The 13,892-nt window shown below is 72.0% G+C and carries 12 protein-coding genes; 6 read left to right on the top strand and 6 right to left on the bottom strand.

Annotation, left to right across the window (positions count from 1 at the left end; translation table 11 throughout):
* The first annotated feature begins 3,525 nt into the window (after window positions 1–3,525).
* Together ACH4U8_RS45210 and ACH4U8_RS45205 are read left to right on the top strand one after the other, a co-directional pair.
* The gene (locus tag ACH4U8_RS45210) at window positions 3,526–4,131 is read left to right on the top strand and encodes a hypothetical protein (RefSeq protein ID WP_395784505.1); all 606 of its coding nucleotides are present in this window, start codon (window positions 3,526–3,528) and stop codon (window positions 4,129–4,131) included.
* Window positions 4,118–4,438, top strand: a complete 321-nt coding sequence (locus tag ACH4U8_RS45205) for a transcriptional regulator (RefSeq protein WP_360320346.1) — start codon at window positions 4,118–4,120, stop codon at window positions 4,436–4,438. The genes ACH4U8_RS45210 and ACH4U8_RS45205 overlap by 14 nt, the downstream gene beginning before the upstream one ends.
* 29 nt (window positions 4,439–4,467) lie before the next feature.
* On the opposite strand, the gene ACH4U8_RS45200 is transcribed toward ACH4U8_RS45205, so the two are convergent.
* The 4 genes from ACH4U8_RS45200 to ACH4U8_RS45185 form a co-directional block, all read right to left on the bottom strand.
* The gene (locus ACH4U8_RS45200; protein WP_395784503.1) at window positions 4,468–5,070 is read right to left on the bottom strand and encodes a DJ-1/PfpI family protein; all 603 of its coding nucleotides are present in this window, start codon (window positions 5,068–5,070) and stop codon (window positions 4,468–4,470) included.
* Complete coding sequence (locus ACH4U8_RS45195; RefSeq protein WP_395784501.1) at window positions 5,067–6,050, bottom strand: GlxA family transcriptional regulator; 984 nt, start codon at window positions 6,048–6,050, stop codon at window positions 5,067–5,069. Before ACH4U8_RS45195 ends, ACH4U8_RS45200 begins: the two co-directional genes overlap by 4 nt.
* Window positions 6,051–6,119: 69 nt before the next feature.
* Window positions 6,120–6,497, bottom strand: a complete 378-nt coding sequence (locus tag ACH4U8_RS45190; protein WP_360320337.1) for a DUF952 domain-containing protein — start codon at window positions 6,495–6,497, stop codon at window positions 6,120–6,122.
* A gap of 46 nt (window positions 6,498–6,543) precedes the next feature.
* Window positions 6,544–6,960: a hypothetical protein gene (locus ACH4U8_RS45185; protein WP_395784499.1), complete on the bottom strand. Its 417-nt coding sequence runs from the start codon at window positions 6,958–6,960 to the stop codon at window positions 6,544–6,546.
* Between the two features lie 762 nt (window positions 6,961–7,722).
* Between ACH4U8_RS45185 and ACH4U8_RS45180 the strand changes: the two genes are divergently transcribed.
* Entirely contained in the window at window positions 7,723–8,610 is an 888-nt protein-coding gene (locus ACH4U8_RS45180) for a class I SAM-dependent methyltransferase (protein WP_395784497.1), read from the top strand.
* Window positions 8,611–8,689: 79 nt separating this feature from the next.
* Here the strand turns inward: ACH4U8_RS45180 and ACH4U8_RS45175 are convergent, their stop codons facing one another.
* Window positions 8,690–10,315, bottom strand: coding sequence for an MFS transporter (locus ACH4U8_RS45175; protein ID WP_395784495.1), 1,626 nt, complete (start codon window positions 10,313–10,315; stop codon window positions 8,690–8,692).
* Window positions 10,316–10,610: 295 nt separating this feature from the next.
* On the opposite strand from ACH4U8_RS45175, the gene ACH4U8_RS45170 reads away from it, so the two are divergent.
* Window positions 10,611–11,648 carry a TetR/AcrR family transcriptional regulator C-terminal domain-containing protein gene (locus ACH4U8_RS45170; protein WP_395784493.1) on the top strand — a complete coding sequence of 346 codons (1,038 nt, stop codon included), beginning with the start codon at window positions 10,611–10,613 and terminating at the stop codon, window positions 11,646–11,648.
* Between the two features lie 52 nt (window positions 11,649–11,700).
* Here the strand turns inward: ACH4U8_RS45170 and ACH4U8_RS45165 are convergent, their stop codons facing one another.
* Window positions 11,701–12,129, bottom strand: coding sequence for a response regulator (locus tag ACH4U8_RS45165; protein WP_360320610.1), 429 nt, complete (start codon window positions 12,127–12,129; stop codon window positions 11,701–11,703).
* Between the two features lie 218 nt (window positions 12,130–12,347).
* Between ACH4U8_RS45165 and ACH4U8_RS45160 the strand changes: the two genes are divergently transcribed.
* Both ACH4U8_RS45160 and ACH4U8_RS45155 read left to right on the top strand, forming a co-directional pair.
* Window positions 12,348–12,953 (top strand): class I SAM-dependent methyltransferase, encoded by a 606-nt coding sequence (locus ACH4U8_RS45160; RefSeq protein ID WP_360320607.1) that lies wholly within the window; start codon window positions 12,348–12,350, stop codon window positions 12,951–12,953.
* A gap of 121 nt (window positions 12,954–13,074) precedes the next feature.
* On the top strand, window positions 13,075–13,851 hold the full coding sequence (locus tag ACH4U8_RS45155; protein ID WP_379992070.1) for an SGNH/GDSL hydrolase family protein: 777 nt from the start codon (window positions 13,075–13,077) through the stop codon (window positions 13,849–13,851).
* Window positions 13,852–13,892 lie beyond the last annotated feature (41 nt).

Raw genomic sequence — 13,892 nt, 5'->3', positions numbered from 1 at the left:
CACACCACTCGAAGCCCTGCAAAACCACCACGAGCTCGGACTCGCCGCATAAAAGGACAGCGAACAAGGCGTCCGGAAAACGCGGGGCACCTCAGCCAAACGCCCAGGTCCCGGAATGCCCAGAGGCCCGGGTCGGCCTGGCGGGGTCAAAGCGCAGCCGACGCGGAGGCGGGCCGGCCCGGAGCGCTGCACGACATGGCATGGGGCGAAAAGCGGCACAGGCGGGGTATGGCCCCCGTGCGGGGCGCCGGGGGCCGGCAATGGCGAGGTGGGCGGGTGGCCCGGTGAGGTTCGCCGGGGCCTTGTCGAGTGGGTCGGGTGATTTGTGGCAGGCGGTCACGTCTTGGTGGGCAGCGGGTGGCTCAGTGCTGAACGGTCGGCGTGGACCGGCGGAGGTGGGCCCGGCCCCGGGGTCATCGGCGGTCAGGAGCCCCGGACTCCCCGGCGAGAGGTGGGCATTGCTCGCCGGAAAGGCGCTGGCAACGGCAGAGCGGGTGGGTGCTTTCGTCGGGTCCGCCGGGGAGCCTTCCCGAGTGGGCCGGGCGTTCGCCGCGGGCGGTCGCGTCTTGGTCGGGTTGGGCGCGGGTGGCTTTGTGCTAAACGGTCGGCGTAGACCGGCGAAGATCGGCCCGGCCCCAGGGTCACCGGCGGCCGGGAGCCCTGGACTCCCCGGCGAGAGGTGGGCGTTGCCTGCCGGAAAGGCGCTGGCAACGGCGGAGCGGGAGGGCGCTTGCGTCGGGTTCGCCGGGGAGCCTTCCCGAGTGGGCCGGGTGTTCGCGGCGGGCGGTCGCGTCTTGGTCGGGTTGGGCGCGGGTGGCTTTGTGCTAAACGGTCGGCGTGGGCCGGTGGAGATCGGCCTGGTCCCACGGTCGCCGGCGGCCGGGAGCCCTGGACTCCCCGGCGAGACACGGGCGTTGCTCGCCGGAAAGGCGCCGGCAACGGCGCAGCGGGAGGGCGCTTGCGTCGGGTTCGCCGGGGAGCCTTCCCGAGTGGGCCGGGTGTTCGCGGCCGGCGGTCGCGTCTTGGTCGGGTTGGGCGCGGGTGGCTTTGTGCTAAACGGTCGGCGTGGGCCGGTGGAGATCGGCCCGGTCCCACGGTCACCGGCGGCCGGGAGCCCTGGACTCCCCGGCGAGACACGGGCATTGCTCGCCGGAAAGGCGCCGGCAACGGCGCAGCGGGAGGGCGCTTGCGTCGGGTTCGCCGGGGAGCCTTTCCGAGTGGGTCGGGCGTTCGCGGCGGGCGGTCGCGTCTTGGTCGGGTCGGGCGGGGTGGCTTTGTGCTAAACGGTCGGCGTGGACCGGCGGAGATGGACCCGGTCCCACCGTCACCGGCGGCCGGGAGCCCTGGACTCCCCGGCGAGACACGGGCGTTGCTCGCCGGAAAGGCGCTGGCAACGGCGCGGAGGGAGGGCGGTCCGGTCGGGTCCGCCGGGGAGCCTTCCCGAGTGGGCCGGGCGCTTTCGGCCGGCGGTCGCGCTTTGGTCGGCGGCGGGTGGCTTTGTGCTAAACGGTCGGCGTGGACCGGCGGAGATCAGCCCGCTCCCACCGTCACCGGCGGTCAGAGGCCTTGGGCTCCCCGGCGAGAGTGGGGTGTTGCTCGCCGGAAAGGCGCTGGCAACGGCGGAGCGGGAGGGGAGCCCGGTCGGGTCCGCCGGGGAGCCTTCCCGAGTGGGCCGGGCCGTTTCGGCGGGCGTTTCGGGGTGAGTGGACGGGTGGAAGGGCCTGCGGTGGGTGGGGCAGGTCTCGATCCGGATCGCGGGACGCCTTCGGGCCCGCTGTTTCGCACTGACCTGCGGTTTTGTGGGACCGGCCGGTGAGAGTGCGTGCCGAGGGCCGGGTTGCGCACTCCAGTGGCGGATTCACGCGGGTCATGGCTCTCGGCGGGCGTTTCGGGTCGGCACCGCCGGGCGGAAAGCCGTCCGCGAGCCCGGCAGGGTCACGACCCGGACCCCGAAACGCCTTCCCGCGCCCGAGGCCACCCCTGACCTGCGGTTTTGCCCGACAGACCGGCAACAGCAGGTGCCGAAGGCCGGGTTGCGCACCCCGGCGGCGGATTCCACGCGGGCCGTGACCCTCGGTGGGCTTTTCCGGTCGGCACCGCCCGGCGGAAAGCCGTCCGCGAGCCTGAAAGGTCACGACCCGGACCCCGAGACGGCTTCCCGGACCCGGGCGTCCACTGACCTGGGGTTTTACGTGACCGGGCCGCGAGAGCACGTGTCGGGGGCCGGATTGCGCACTCCGGCAACCGGAACCGCCCACTCACGACCCGCTCTTCTCCTCCTCTCCCCGCCACCACACACCCACCGCCCGCCGAAACGGCCCGACCCACCCGGAAAGGTTCCCCGGCGGACCTCACCGGGCCGCCCTCCCGCTGCGCCGTTGCCGGCGCCTTTCCCGCCGAGCAACACCCGCGTCTCGCCGGGGGGTCCAGGGCTCCTGACCGCCGGCGACCGTGGGACCGGGCCGATCTCCGCCGATCCACGCCGACCGTTTAGCACTGAGCCACCCGCTGCCCACCGAGACGCGACCGCCGGCCGCGAACACCCGACCCACTCGGAAAGGCTCCCCGGCGAACCCGACCGGACCGCCCTCCCTCCGCGCCGTTGCCAGCGCCTTTCCGGCAAGCAACGCCCAGGTCTCGCCGGGGAGTCAGGGCTCCCAGCCGCCGGTGACCCCGGGACCGGCTCGATCTCCGCCGATCCACGCCGACCGTTTAGCACTGAGCCACCCGCTGCCCACCAAGACGCGACCACCGGCCGCGAACACCCGACCCACTCGACAAGGCTCCCCGGCGGACCCGACGCAAGCACCCACCCGCTCCGCCGTTGCCAGCGCCTTTCCGGCAAGCAACACCCACCTCTCGCCGGGGAGTCCGGGGCTCCTGACCGCCGGCGACCGTGGGACCGGGCCGATCTCCGCCAAGCCACGCCGACCGTTTAGCACTGAGCCACCCGCCGCCGACCAAAACGCGACCGCAGGCCGCGAACACCCGACCCACTCGGAAAGGCTCCCCGGCGAACCCGACCGGACCGCCCACCCGCTCCGCCGTTGCCAGCGCCTTTCCCGGCAAGCAACACCCACCTCTCGCCGGGAAACCCAAGGCTCCCGGCCGCCGGTGACCGTGGGACCGGGCCAACCTCCGCCAATCCACGCCGACCGTTTAGCACAAGGCCACCCGCTGCCCACCAAGACGCGACCGCAGGCCACAAATCACCCGACCCACCCGGGAAGGCACCCCGGCGGACCCAACCGGGCTCCCCTCCCGCTCCGCCGTTGCCAGCGCCTTTCCGGCGAGCAACACCCCACTCTCGCCGGGACACCCTAGGCTCCCGACCGCCTGCGACCACCGAACCGGCCCCGGCCCACCGGATGCGCATCGCCGCCGCTGCGAACCGAACGCACGCCGCGTTGGCGTTGTGAGCCGTCGGCACTCCCCACCGACTGAAGTTTGTGGTGCAAACCTGTTTGCAAACCACCCGCACGCTCGTAGAGTTTGTCTCACAAACCAGTTTGGGGGAGGATCGTGATGGATCGTAAGAGCCTCGAAGCGGCGGCGGCGGATTACTCGTATCTCAAAGGGCTGCTCTCGATTCCGACCGGCGTTCTGTTCATCATCGCCGGGGTGACCAACATGCGGTGGGGGCCGTTGGACCACGCCTGGGTCACCTGGGCTGCCGGGGGGTTGATGATCGTCGCCGGGGCGGTCTACCTGTGGGTGACCCGCTACTACGCCGAGAACTACGGGCGCATCACCCCGTCGAGCCGCGCTCGCATCAGGGCCGGGACCGGCGCCGCCGTGGGGGCGGCGCTGGTGGCCGGTGCGGTGAATCTGGATTGGCGGGTCGTGCTGCCGCTCAGCGCCACCACCGTCGTGTTCGCGCTGGTGATGTACGTGTCCTACGCCATCGGTATGCGGCCGAGGCCGCATCACGTGGCCGTCTGGGGCACGCTCGCGGTGGCCGGCGTGTTGCCGATCTGGGGCGATGTGGGGGCGACGGGAAGGATCAACGTAGGTCTTATGCTCGTCGGCGTGGCAACGATAGTGACCGGGCTCCTCGATCATGCGGCACTCCAGCGCGCCTTCGGCCCGACCCAGGATCCGGACCTCGGCGGCGGCGATGTCGGCGCCTAGCGACGGGCCGATCCTCGATCGGCTGATCCACGAGCCGGGCCGGCTGGCCCTCATGACGGTGCTCTCCACCGTGGAGTCCGCCGACTTCGTGTTCCTCCAGCGCGCGACGGGGCTGACCAAGGGCAACCTCTCCAGCCACCTGACCAAGCTCGCCGAAGCCGAACTGGTCACGATCGAGAAGCGGTTCGTGCACCGGAAGCCCAACACGAACGTCGCCCTGACCACGACCGGCCGAGAGCGCATCGCCCAGCACTGGGAACAGTTGGACAGCCTGCGCAACTTCTCGGCGCGGCCCCGCTCGGAATAGCCACGACACAGCGCGCCGCAGCGCCGTGCTCACGCCCCCGGAGTGTCCGCCAGGTACGGCGGGGCCGGCTCGTACTGGATGTAGCGGCGTACCGCGCGGGCGTGTTCGACTCCGTGCAGGCGACCGACCAGCCACAGGGCCATGTCGATGCCGGCGGACACCCCCTGACTGGTGACCAGGTTGCCGTCCACGACGTAACGGGCATCGCGGACCACGGTGATGTCACCACGGGCCGCGAGGGCGTCCTCGAACGTGTAGTGGGTGGCCACTCGGCGCCCCCGCGCGAGGCCCGCCTCGTGCAGCAACAGCGCTCCGGTACACACGCTCGTCACCCACGCGGCGTCCCGCGCCGTACGCGTGATCCACCCGATCAACGCCTCGTTGTCCACCTCGGTCCGAACCCCCGCGCCGCCCGGCACCAACAGCACGTCCAGGCGCGGGTGTTCGGCGAAGGTGTGCTCCGGGATCAAGCGCAATCCCTTGGCGCAGCGCACCGGTTCGACATCGGCCGCGATCGTGGTAACGATGTCCGCGCCCTCGCGCAACATCGCGGATGTGGTGAACACCTCCCAGGGGCCGACCAGGTCGAGTTCTTCGAGTCCGTCGAACATCAGCAGTCCGTAGCCGGTCACAACGTCTCCGCCTCCTTCGTCGTCCCGGACACCGAGCCCGTGGACCGAAATCGTTCCGGATAGTCATCCGGGTGTGACGCCCAGATGCCGATGGAACGTGCGCCGCAAAGTCTCGCCGGTGCCGAATCCGCACCGGCGCGCGATCGCCTCGACCGGATCCACGCCCTCGGCCAACGCCGGCCGGCCGCCTCGCCCCGTACCCGTTCCACATGTCCGGCGGGGCCGACGCCCATCTCGGCGGTGGATCGCCGCTGGAAGTGCCGCTCGCTCATCCCGGCGCAACAGGCCAGGTCCGCCACCGAGTGCCGTGCGCCGGGGTCGGCCGTCACCGCGTCCACCACGCCGCGCAGCGGATCACCGACCGAGCGGGTCCCCCACAGCGGCACGCCGAGCTGGGACCGGCCGCCGGGCCGGCGCAGGAACAACACCAGTTCGCGGGCCACCCCCGCCACCTCGCGGCCCGCGTCGTCCTCGACCAGGGCCCGCGCCAGGTCCATCCCCGCGCTCACCCCGGCCGATGTCCACAGTCGCCCGTCCCGAACGAAGATCGGATCCACGTCCACGAGCGCACCCGGGTACTCGCGCTCCAACCGGGCGGCGCCCCGCCAATGCGTGGTCACCCGACGCCCGTCGAGCACCCCGGCAGCACCCAGCAGGAACACCCCGCTGCACACCGGCGTGACCCGCCGCGCCGAGGCCGCCGTCGCCGCCACCCAGGCCACCAGCTCGCGGTCGGCACAGGCCGCCGCCATGCCGGCCCCGCCGACCACGACGAGCGTGTCCACCGTCGGTGGGGCCGCGTCCGCGATTCCGAAGCCGGCGGACACCGGCAACGCGCTGTGCGAGTCGACCATCCCGGCACGCCGCGCCAACACGGAACACCGATATCCGCCGGCATTGGCGAACACCTCGTAAGGGCCGACCAGGTCCAACGACTGGAACCCGTCGAAGACGACGAAAACAAGCTCGCGCTCGGTCACCCCTCCAGCGTCGCGCCCGTCGCCCGTGGCGTCCACGATACGTACCCCATGAACTACGCCATCGCGTCGTCAGTGCCCGCGCGCTCGCAGGACCCGTGCAATCGCCTCGGCCACCGTGTCGCCATCGGGCGTCGCCGGCAGTTCCAGCGGCTCGGCCCAGCGCACCGCAGCAGCTTCCACCGTGCCGTACACGTGCGGAAACAGGTCCCCACCCCGCGACGGCTCCCAGCGCAACGTCGGCCCCAGCGCACCCGGATCCACCGCGACCAGCGTCAACGCATCACGCCCGGCGAAGTGCCGGCGCGCCGTCTCGGCCACCTGCGCCCCCGTGGACAGATGCACGTATCCGTCCACCAGATCGATCCCGGCCCCTTCGAACGCCCCGCGCCGCATCGCGGCCGCCCACTCGTCGGTGCCCACCAGCTTGTAAACGGTCTCGTCGCTCATCCCTCGACCCTAAAACCCACCCACGCCCCCACCGACCAACCGACCCTCAGGAGCGCTCGACCCACGTCTCGTGCAGATGCCGCCACCGCAACCCGTGCACCGCCGAGGCATCCCGAACGAACACCACCGTCGCGGCCCGCACATCCCCACTGCCGTCCGCTCGCACCTGCACCTCGCGATACGAAGCCACCACAAACCCACCCGCCGAGGCCACCACCCGCACATCCTCGATGCCGATCCGCAACCCCGGCACCACCCCGCGCGCCCCGTCGACCATCGCCAACACGTCCGACCGCGACAACACACCGCCGCCAGGCTCGACCATGCCGAACTCCGCCACATGCGCAAGCGCAAACCCAGCCAAATCCTTACCGGTACCGGTAAGCAACCCCTCGATCACCTCATGCAGCCGCACAATCTCCGCCCGACAAGCAACCGCATCGTCCCCCGCCACAACAGACATCGCACTCCCCCTTCGAACCGCCGACCAGTTCACCCATCTCCCACACAACGTATCCGCCACCCCCGAATCACCCACCCCAACACCCCCACCCCGCCCACCCCCCGGCGCGTCAGCGCCCCCGACCCAGCCCCACCCCAGTGATCGACGCGCGCAGCGCGGAGAGCGGCGGAGCCGCAAAACGTTGACTTCGTGGCCCGGAGCGAAGCGCAGGGACACGAAGTCACGAGCGAGGGGCCACTTTTTTGTGGAGGAGCCCGCGACGGAACAAAAAAGTGGTGCCTCGCGAGCCGGCGCCGAAGGCGCCCAACAAAAAGCAACGCTGCATCGCCGAAAGCCCCCCACCCGCTCACTCCGCTCACGACCCCAGCCCCGGTGCCGGGTCAGGCTCGCGTCTCGGGCTTCTCGGCTCGCTCCGCTCGCACCCCAGCCCCACCCCCTCGCTGCCCTCACGACCCCAGCCCAGCTTCCACACCCGACCCACGCCCCAGCCCTCCGACTCGCCGCACTCCCCACCCCGGCCCGCCTGCCGCGCCCGACCCACGACTCAGACCCACCCACCACCCTCTCCACCCCAACCCAGCTTCCGCACCCGACCCACGCCCCAGCCCTCCGACTCGCCCCCACCCCCAACCCACGACCCACCCCCACCCGCCCGCCCGCCCCCGGATTACCGCACCCCTCCCCCGACGTTGCACCCCCCACCACACAAGATCGCCCCGGCCGCCCACCACGATGAGCGCCCCGACCTCGGGAGACCCAGCGATGACCAGCCACCCCAGCCCGGACGACCTGGATCGGGACGCCGCCGGGTCGTACCTCGAACGCGAGGCCGAGCTGCACGCGCCCTTCCTGGAACAGGCCGCCACGCGCCTGCGCGATCTGGCGCTCCACGGCGACCACACGCTGGCCCGGGTGGATCGCATCCTCGACCTCGGCGGCGGTCCGGGCATCGCCTCCTGCCTGCTGGCCCGCTACTTCCCCAACGCCGACGTGGTCGCCGGCGCGCCCAGCCCGACCCTGCTCGCCCGAGCCGGGGCCCGGGCACGGCGCGAGGGGCTGGGCCACCGGGTCCGTACCCACCGGGTCGACCTGCCCGCCGACCTGCCCGCCCTGGGCAGCGCCGACGTGGTCTGGGCCGGTGACGTCGTGCACCACCTGGGCGACCAGCAGGCAGCCCTGGACGCGCTGGCCCGGGTGCTGCGCACCGGCGGGGTGATCGCGGTCGCCGAACGCAGCCTGGCCCCGCGCTTCCTGCCCCGCGACATCGGCATCGGCCGGCCCGGGCTCCAGGCCCGGTTGGACGCCGCCCACGAGGACTGGTTCGCCGAGTTGCGCGCGTCCCTGCCCGGTGCGCGCGCCGAGGTCGAGGACTGGCCCGCCATGCTGGCCCGCGCCGGCCTGGTGCCCACCGGCTCGCACTCGTTCCTGATCGACCTGCCCTCGCCCTTGGACGCCGCGCCGCGCGAACACCTGTACGCCGAACTGTCGCACCGCCGAGCCCTGTTGGCCGACCGCCTCGACGAGCGTGACCTGGCCACGCTGGACGCCCTGCTCGACACCGACGCCGACACCGGCATCCTGTGGCGCCCGGACGCCTTCTACCTCGCCGCCACCACCATCCACACCGCCCGCGCCTGCGCCCGCAGGTGACCTCGTCGGCGGACCCCCGACAGGCGGAAGGGGCACGACCGGCACCAAGCCGATCGTGCCCCCTGCCCCGCACGTCGTTTCACCGCACCTGCGACGCCTCCCCCGACCCGACCGCCGCCCGATCACCCAAACCGGAATCCGCTTCCGACCCCGAACCCACACCGTCCTCGACGCTCACGCCACCACCGTTCGCAACCGGCACCCCCCGCAAGAACCGGGCGCAGTACACCGCCGCGACCATCATCACCACCACCGCCCCGATCGCCGCCGAGTTCATCCCGTCGCAGAACGCCTCCCGAGCCGAGTCCACCAGTGCCCGGCCGGAATCCTCCGGCAGGTGCGCCGCCACCGCCTGCGCGCCGCCGAGCGTCTCCCGGGCCGGCCCGCTCGGCGCCGTATCCGCCATCGCGCGGTGGTAGACCGCGTCGCCGATCGTGCCCAGCAGCGCCATGCCCAGCGCGCCGCCCAGTTCGCTCCCGGACTCCAACACCGCCGAGGCGGACGCGGCGCGGTCGGCCGGCGCGACGCCCATCGCCATCTCGGTCACCTGGGTCATCACCGCGACCACGCCCGCCGCGTACACCGCCGACCCGCCGAGCAGCAGCACCAACGGGGAGTCCGGCCGAGCCCCGGCCAACACCGTGAAGCCGCCCGCGGCGAGCACGAACCCGCCACACATCACCCACACCCTGTCCATCCGCCGGGCCAGCACGGTGGCCACCGGAGTCGCCACGGCCACCGCTCCCGAGGGCACCAGGCTCCACAGCGCGGCCCGCAACGGACTCATCCCGAGCACCGATTGCAGGTACTGCGTCGTGAAGATGGCGAAGCCGACGATCGCGAACATCGACAACACATTGGCCACCACCGACCCGCCGAACGCCCGCATGCGCAGCAGTTCCAGATCCAACAGCGGGTGCGTGGCGGTGAGTTGGCGACGCACGAACAGGGCGCCGACGATCAGCCCGAAGCCGATGCTCAGCACCGGCAGGGTGGCCGCTCCGGAGCGGGCGATCTCCTTGATCCCGTAGACCACCGGCAACAACGTGCCCAGCGACAACACCGCGCCGATCAGATCGAACGGCCCCCGGGCCAGGCCCCGATGGCGCGGCACGAACACCGGGACCAGGAACAGCAGGAACGCCATCGCCGGCACGTTGATCAGGAAGATCGAGCCCCACCAGAAGTGTTCGACGAGCACGCCGGACAGGATCGGCCCGAGCGAGATCCCGCCGGTCATCACGGCCGTCCAGATCGCGATCGCGGTCCCGCGCTGCTTGGGGTCGAGGAACATGGTGCGAATCAGCGCGAGCGTGGACGGCATCAACGCCGCGCCGCCCACGCCCAGCAGCGCCCGGGCCGCGATCAACGTCTCCGCGTTGTGCGCATACGCGGCCACCAGCGACGCGCCGCCGAACATCGCCGCGCCCACCAGCAGCAGTCGCCGCCGGCCGATCCGGTCGCCGAGCGCACCCATCACGATCAGCAGGCCGGAGAGCACGAATCCGTACATGTCCAGGATCCACAACTGCTGCGTGCCGGTCGGCTCCAACGCGCGGCCGATGAACGGCACCGCGAAGTAGAGGACCGACACGTCCATGCTCACCAACAGCAGCGGCAGCAGCAGTACAGCCAGCCCGACCCACTCCCGCCGCCCTGCCAACGGCACCGCCCCGGGCTGCTCGGATGTCTCGACGGTCGTCACGAAAATCTCCCCCAGTGATGCACCTATACGGCGTACGCGCTGAACGCGTACAGAGTAAGCAGCATCCACAGACCCACGCAACGGCCTTGAATCCAAGGCAGATAAAGCCTTCACCAAGTAGTGCACCAAAACGACTGCACTACCCACCGAGGCCATCCGCACCCTATAGTGCACCCATCACCGCCCTAGTGCACCGGCACCACGAGCACGCACCACCGACGCCGGCCCTGCCACCACAACCGCCGGCCCGCCCACCACCCAACGACCCAACCGCCCAACCGCCCGGGAGACCTCGATGACCCACCCCACTCCCCCCGCCGCCCCGGCCCCCACCGCCCCGGCCACCCCCTCGACCCGGATCGCCGCCGAGCTGCGCCGCCGCATCGAGGCCGGCGAGTTGCGGCCCGGCGACCGGGTCCCCTCCACCCGGGCGATCACCGCCGAATGGGGCGTGGCGATGGCCACCGCGACCAAGGTCCTCACCGCGCTGCGCGAGGCCGGCCTGGTCCGTGCCGTACGCGGCATCGGCACCGTGGTCGCCGAGCGCCCCGGCCACGCCGACCACCCGGGCCGCGCCGACCACCCAGATCACCCGGGCCCCTCGGCCCCCCAGGACCGCCACCGCCCGCGCGCCGCGACCATCGCCGTACCGCCCGCGCACCCCCCACGCACCGACGCCGAACTCACCCGCGAGCGCGTCGTATCGGCCGCCGTGGCGATCGCCGACGAACGCGGCCTGGCCGCGGTGTCGATGCGCCAGATCGCCGCCGAACTGGGCGTGGCCGCGATGAGCCTGTACCGGCATGTGCCCGGCAAGGAGGACCTGCTCGCGGCGATGGCCGACAGCGTGTTCGGCGAACCGCCCCTCCCGTCGCACGAACAGGTGGGCTGGCGGGTCCGTTTGGAGACCTCGGCCCGGCTCCAGTGGCAGATGTATCGCAGGCACCCGTGGCTGGCCCACGTCATGTCGATGACGCGTCCGCTGCCGACCGTGCGCGGCATGGCGCACGTGGAGTGGGCGATGGCCGAATTCACCGGGCTGCCGCCCAAGGTGATGATGCACATCGCGGTGACGCTGTTGAACTACGTCCGGGGTACCGCCGTCAACATCGCGACCGAGTTCGAGGCGGAGCGGGCCACCGGCATCTCCAGCGACGAGTGGATGCAGGCCCAGGACGCGACGATGGACCTGATTCTGCGCAGCGGCCACTTCCCGATGTACGCCGCCGCGCTGACGGATCCGGAGCTGGAAATGGATCTCGATTCACTGTTCGACTTCGGACTCGAACGCCTGCTGGACGGCATCGCGCCGCTGGTCCCCCCGACCGGGTGAACGGGCCGCACCCGAATGGCGGGACGCGGGCCGCCGACCGGTCGACCACCCCTCAGCCGCGCGGCAGCGTCACCAACTGCAGGAAGAACTCGTCGATGCCCCGCACCGCCGCCAGGAACGACTCCAACTCCACCGGCTTGGTCACGAAGGCGTTGGCGTGCAGGTCGTAGCTGCGCCGCACGTCGTCCGGCGCGGCCGACGTGGTCAGCACCACCACCGGGATCGTCCGCCACCGCTCGTCGGCCTTCATCGCCGACAACAACTCACGGCCGTCCATCCGGGGCATGTTCAGATCCAGGATCACCAGGTCCGGCCGAGGGTGGGTGCGCAACCACTCCAGCGCCTCCATGCCGTCCGCGGCCCGGCTCAACGAGTGACCCCGCTCCCGATCGAGCAACGCCTCCTCGATCATCAACGCGTCGCCCGGATCGTCCTCCACCAGCAACACCGTCAACGTTCCTGTCATCGCGGTCCGGCTCATCGCACCACCTTCGGTCACGGCCCCGACCGACCCGCGCCCCGGACCGGCATCACTCGGCGAATTCGGCGCGCTCGCACCACCGACCCACGTCCGAAGGCTAACGCCTCCCGTCCGTCGCACAGGAGTGCCCACCCGACCCGCCCCCGCGTCCTTGACGTCGTCCACGAGATGGCCCATCGTGGTGCGCCGGCCACACTCGGCAATCAGGGGAGTACGCCATGCGGATGAACACGGTCGAGAAGATCGTCGTCGCCAGCCCCCTTCGCCGGGCCCCGCAGGTCTGGTACGAGACGCCGTTGTTGCTGCGCCTGGGTGGCCGGCTCGATCCCGGTGCGCATGCCCTGGAGATCGGCTGCGGCACCGGCCGGGGCATCGACCTGATCCTGAACCGGTTCGGCGCGGCGCGAGTGGACGGCATCGACCTGGACTCCGCCTCGCTGGCCCGGGCGCGCCGGCGCTGGCACGGCAACAGCCGGGTGGCGCTGGTCGAGTGTTCGGCCACCGACCTGCGGGCGGGCCTGGGCGCGGCGGACGCGAGCTACGACGCGGTCTTCGATTTCGCGATCGTGCACCACATCACCGACTGGCGCGCGTGCCTGGCCGAGGTGGGCCGGGTGTTGCGCCCCGGCGGCCGGTTCTACTTCTCCGAGATGACCGCTCGCGCGCTGGCCCGGCCCAGCCTCGCGTTCCTGTTCGACCATCCCACCGAGGATCGCTTCGGCGACCGGGACTTCCTCGACGAACTCCCCCGGCACGGGCTCGACGTGGTCGGCAGCAAGTCCCTGCTGGGCGACTACTTCTTCGGCGTGGCCCGCCGGCGCTGAGCGTCGGGCCCGCGCGGCGCGCCCGCCCCGGTCTCGGGTGTTGCGACGATCAGGGGAACCCCGGCCCCGATCCGCCGCCCCGCGCCGACCCGTTCGCGCCGGCGGCTAGGCTTTTCCGGCCATGCACACACCACATCCCACCTTCACGAGTTTCGTCGCGGTCGGTGACTCCTTCACCGAGGGAATGTCCGACCTCGCCGCCGACGGCAGCTACCGCGGCTGGGCCGACCTGCTCGCGGACCGGTTGTCCGTCGACACGCCGACCCTGCGCTACGCCAACCTCGCCGTGCGCGGGAAGCTGATCCGCCAGATCGCCGACGAACAGATCGACATCGCCGCCGCGCTCGGCGGCGACCTGATCACCCTGGCCGGCGGCCTGAACGACGTGCTGCGCCCGCGCTGCGACGTCGGCGCGGTCTGCGCGGTGTTCGAACAGGCCGCCGCCGAGCTGGCCGCCGGCGGCGGGCATCTGGTGTTGTTCCGCAGCACCGACCCCACTCGCCGACTGCGCTCGTCGGCCCGACTGATGCCCCGGATCGAGCAGTTGGTCGCCTTCGTGGACACCGTCGCCGCGCGGCACGACGCCACCGTGGTCGACCTGTTCACCGTGCGCGCGTTCGACGACCCCCGGATGTGGGCCGACGATCGCCTGCACCTGTCCACCGAGGGGCATCGCCGGGTCGCCGAGGCCACCGCCCAGGCCCTGGGGCTACCCGCCGAATTCGACTGGCGCGCCCCGCTGCCCGCCGCCGCGCCGGCGGCCTGGAGCGATCGCCGGCGCGCCGACGTGCGCTGGGCCAGGACCCATCTGGGCCCGTGGCTCGCCCGCCGGGCCACCGGCCGCTCCTCCGGCGACGGCCGCCCGCCCAAGCGCGCCGATCTCACCCCGTGGCGGTGAATAGGGGCCCGGCCGGGCACACCAGGCAACAAAGGCGCACC

The organism is Embleya sp. NPDC020886 (genome assembly GCF_044333915.1).
Lineage (GTDB): Bacteria > Actinomycetota > Actinomycetes > Streptomycetales > Streptomycetaceae > Embleya.
Note: the sequence above shows the minus strand (reverse complement) of the source record. Positions and strands in the feature narration are given on the sequence as shown.

What these genes read in the sequence shown, in the direction of transcription:
- ACH4U8_RS45210 (WP_395784505.1), top strand. Translation starts at nt 3,526, where the DNA reads ATGGATCGTAAGAGCCTCGAAGCGGCGGCGGCGGATTACTCGTATCTC.
- ACH4U8_RS45205 (WP_360320346.1), top strand. Translation starts at nt 4,118, where the DNA reads ATGTCGGCGCCTAGCGACGGGCCGATCCTCGATCGGCTGATCCACGAG.
- ACH4U8_RS45190 (WP_360320337.1), bottom strand. Translation starts at nt 6,497, where the DNA reads ATGAGCGACGAGACCGTTTACAAGCTGGTGGGCACCGACGAGTGGGCG.
- ACH4U8_RS45185 (WP_395784499.1), bottom strand. Translation starts at nt 6,960, where the DNA reads ATGTCTGTTGTGGCGGGGGACGATGCGGTTGCTTGTCGGGCGGAGATT.
- ACH4U8_RS45180 (WP_395784497.1), top strand. Translation starts at nt 7,723, where the DNA reads ATGACCAGCCACCCCAGCCCGGACGACCTGGATCGGGACGCCGCCGGG.
- ACH4U8_RS45170 (WP_395784493.1), top strand. Translation starts at nt 10,611, where the DNA reads ATGACCCACCCCACTCCCCCCGCCGCCCCGGCCCCCACCGCCCCGGCC.
- ACH4U8_RS45165 (WP_360320610.1), bottom strand. Translation starts at nt 12,129, where the DNA reads ATGAGCCGGACCGCGATGACAGGAACGTTGACGGTGTTGCTGGTGGAG.
- ACH4U8_RS45160 (WP_360320607.1), top strand. Translation starts at nt 12,348, where the DNA reads ATGCGGATGAACACGGTCGAGAAGATCGTCGTCGCCAGCCCCCTTCGC.
- ACH4U8_RS45155 (WP_379992070.1), top strand. Translation starts at nt 13,075, where the DNA reads ATGCACACACCACATCCCACCTTCACGAGTTTCGTCGCGGTCGGTGAC.